Raw genomic sequence first — 2,829 nt, 5'->3', positions numbered from 1 at the left:
TCTGATATTAGTTATCGTCGAGAAATTTGGTTCTTCGTTACTTGGTATGGTTCGATAGGGGGGCATAAATCGACTAAATCTTTATCTGGCAAGAGACTTAATTGATTAGTTCGCTCTAGATAAAAAACAATTGACAAAAATCGCTAAATGCCTTTCTATATAAGGGTTCCATCCCTTATAACCCCCGTCCATTGCATAACAATTACCGAAGAGCCAGAAATTTCCGCCGCTCTTAATCTAGAGTTTTCTGATGCTGGCTTAAATTATGTTAGTAGTTATGGTGGTGGCAGTTCCTTTGAAAAGCAGAACTTTACTGGCAATGCTCAACAGATGGATGTGACTAATCGCTGGAAACTATTTCTTGACAATGACGAGTTTTTGAAGTTAATCAAAAATGATGAGCTTTTACACTATTCCGAAAAAATCTTTGGTAAGCGTCCCGATACCGAGTTAATTTATCTTGGGGCTAATAGATGATAGTTATAATAACTGAATAACTGATACAAAATCCTGTTTAAAAGGTATGGGAGAGTGGGAAGTGGGAATTATAAATTAGGAATTAGGAAGTGGGAATTATAAATTATAAATTAGGAAGTGGTAAGTGGGAATTAGGAAGTGGGAATTAGGAAGTGGTAAGAATAAATAAAAATAATCTCCTGACTCCTGAATACTGACTCCTAACTCCTGTCTCCTGTCTCCTGAATACTGACAGCTTACTGCTATACTTAAGCAATTAAATCGATTAACTTTTGTTTTAAAGTTTCCAATCCTAGGCGACGAATAGCCGAGATAAAAACAGCTTGGGGATATTTTTCCTTAGCTATTTCCAAATCGTCGCTTTTTACCTGATCCAACTTATTAAACACCATTAACATTGGACCAGTTTGAATCGGCATCTCCGAGAGGATTTTTAACACCGAGGCAATCTGACTTTCCCAAGCTGGATGGGAGAGATCCACCAGATGGAGTAAGGCGTCTGCTTCCGTTACTTCCTCCAAAGTTGCCCGAAAAGCATCCACCAGCGAGGGGGGTAATTCATGGATAAAACCCACCGTATCGGTTAGTAAGAGGGGGTGAGATGCTTGGGTGAGGGGATCGGTAATAGTTAAGCGTCGGGTGGTGGGATCGAGGGTAGCAAACAGTTGATCGGCGGTATAAACTTCGGCAGCGGTGAGAGCATTAATTAAAGTAGATTTTCCCGCATTGGTGTAGCCGACGATCGCCACACTGGCTACATCTTGTTTTTGCCGTTGTTTGCGTAAACGGGAACGATGAGCTTGCAGTTGATCCACCTCATCCTGGAGACGGGATAAACGACGTTGAATAGTTCGGCGTTCTGTTTCTAATTTTGTCTCCCCCGGTCCGCGAGTGCCAATTCCTCCCCCTAATCTCGACATAGCTAATCCGCGCCCGGTGAGACGGGGTAAAGTGTATTCTAATTGGGCTAATTCTACCTGTAGTTTACCCGCTTGCGATTGGGCCCGTTGGGCGAAAATATCCAGGATTACCTCGGTGCGATCGACCACTCTCACCCCGATTTGGTTCTCTAGATTGCGAATTTGGGCGGGAGAAAGGTCGCGATTGAATACAACTAAATTAGCCCCCGAAGTTTGCACCTGTAGGGCGATTTCTGCCACTTTTCCCGAACCGATCACTGTTTGAGGATGGGGATGATCCCGTTTTTGTCGGGTGACTTGCAAAACTTTACCCCCGGCGGTATCAACTAAACGCTCTAATTCACTTAAACCGTCCTCAAACTGGCGATCGCTGATATCGTCGGTGATCAAACCAACCAATAGTACCCGATCTTCGGCTTTATCAACGGTTATAGCGGTAAATTCTCGCTGAAACTCCGCCTCTAGTCCTTCCACTAACTCTAAAAAGTCCTGTTTGCTTAAATCCTCTAGATTTAAGGGAGGGGAGACAGACCAGTATATATTACTATTGACATTTGTTTGACTTTGTGGTATGAGATGCGCCAGATAGACTTGCTCCACATAACCGGTCGCCCCACCACCGCGACGGATCATGCCTGTACCGGTTAATGTTAAGATCACCAGCGCGTCTAATCTTTGCAAAGCCATGGCGGTTAAACTGGATTCTTTTGGCGGTTCCTGCTTGAGTTCCGTGGCGATACAACGAATTCCGCAAAGACGTTCGGAACCGTAGCGGGGTAGTTCCAAGAGAGAAAATTGGGTTTGTCGGGGGGTTCCCACTCCCACACGAATTACCTGGCCGCGACGGTTGATATAGGTGCAGAGGGGTTGATGGATATCGGTACTGATAGCCGCCAGTCTTTGGGCGAATTCTGGGGTGGTGAGAGTATCAATAGGCAAGCGTTCATGGTACAGCCTTTGTAGCTGTTTCATCTGACTGGCTTTCAGTCCCTGGGTATTGCCGAAGATGGTATCGATAGGCTTTCCTCGCAATTAGGATTTTATCTATTATTGTAGCGATTATGAGACTCGCTGCTCCTTGAGGGCGTTTCTCATCAAGATGAAGTGTAACCTAATTTGGTGCTGATTCAGAAGTAGTGATGACGGCTTAACCTTTACTTCCTTGGGTATTGTAGTCATGGATAAAATACCAAAGGGATACCCAAGGTGATTCTCCATTTTTTTAGAGAACGATAGACTCTCTCTCACTAACCGGAAAACCCGTTGTCGAAAAGTATTATTTAGGGTCTGCTGAAAAAGTTTGTTGGTGGGGGCAGGGTGTGGGGTGTGGGGTGTAGGGTTTTACCGATTTGGCTCTTCGGGAATTGTTATGCAAATAATTAACTTAAAATAAAATTCGATGAGAGTACCTAAGCTCAAAAGTAGCTGAAAT

3 protein-coding genes and 1 pseudogene are annotated in these 2,829 nt (G+C 44.1%); 1 reads left to right on the top strand and 3 read right to left on the bottom strand.

Annotated elements, in window-relative coordinates:
- Positions 1-11: 11 nt before the first annotated feature.
- Entirely contained in the window at positions 12-137 is a 126-nt protein-coding gene (locus tag PX482_RS27535) for a hypothetical protein (RefSeq protein ID WP_288024245.1), read from the bottom strand.
- Positions 138-147: 10 nt separating this feature from the next.
- On the opposite strand from PX482_RS27535, the gene PX482_RS27530 reads away from it, so the two are divergent.
- Positions 148-477, top strand: a complete 330-nt coding sequence (locus PX482_RS27530) for a hypothetical protein (RefSeq protein ID WP_002760692.1) — start codon at positions 148-150, stop codon at positions 475-477.
- Between the two features lie 248 nt (positions 478-725).
- Here PX482_RS27530 and hflX read toward each other — a convergent pair whose 3' ends face one another.
- Together hflX and PX482_RS27520 are read right to left on the bottom strand one after the other, a co-directional pair.
- Positions 726-2,429 (bottom strand): GTPase HflX, encoded by a 1,704-nt coding sequence (gene hflX, locus PX482_RS27525; protein WP_288123279.1) that lies wholly within the window; start codon positions 2,427-2,429, stop codon positions 726-728.
- Between the two features lie 115 nt (positions 2,430-2,544).
- Positions 2,545-2,687: pseudogene (locus PX482_RS27520) on the bottom strand (IS1 family transposase); the annotation flags it as partial.
- Positions 2,688-2,829: the final 142 nt, after the last annotated feature.

This window comes from Microcystis sp. M53602_WE12, from assembly GCF_030065455.1.
Taxonomy (GTDB): domain Bacteria; phylum Cyanobacteriota; class Cyanobacteriia; order Cyanobacteriales; family Microcystaceae; genus Microcystis; species Microcystis aeruginosa.
This window is presented reverse-complemented; position numbering and strand designations above follow the sequence as displayed.